Source organism: Halalkalibacter flavus, assembly GCF_036663575.1.
Lineage (GTDB): Bacteria > Bacillota > Bacilli > Bacillales > Bacillaceae_D > Halalkalibacter > Halalkalibacter flavus.
Genome location: NZ_JAWRVK010000349.1, coordinates 1 through 248, shown reverse-complemented (window position 1 = coordinate 248; position 248 = coordinate 1). Strand labels below are relative to the sequence as shown.

Below are 248 nucleotides of genomic sequence, written 5' to 3'. Positions count from 1 at the left end.
ACTTGAACCGGCACGGTAGTCACCTACCGCAGGATTTTAAGTCCTGTGTGTCTGCCAATTCCACCACCCCGGCAAGGCAGAAAAATAAAATATAAAGGCGGTACCCGGATTTGAACCGGGGATCAAGGTTTTGCAGACCCGTGCCTTACCACTTGGCTATACCGCCATTACAAGAGCGGAAGACGAGATTCGAACTCGCGACCCCCACCTTGGCAAGGTGGTGTTCTACCACTGAACTACTTCCGCAT

2 tRNA genes are annotated in these 248 nt (G+C 52.0%); both read right to left on the bottom strand.

Annotated features, from left to right (window positions below):
• Positions 1-95: 95 nt before the first annotated feature.
• A tRNA-Cys gene (locus SAY88_RS25425) sits at positions 96-166 on the bottom strand.
• A gap of 8 nt (positions 167-174) precedes the next feature.
• Positions 175-246: transfer RNA gene (locus SAY88_RS25420), tRNA-Gly, on the bottom strand.
• Between the last annotated feature and the right edge of the window lie 2 nt (positions 247-248).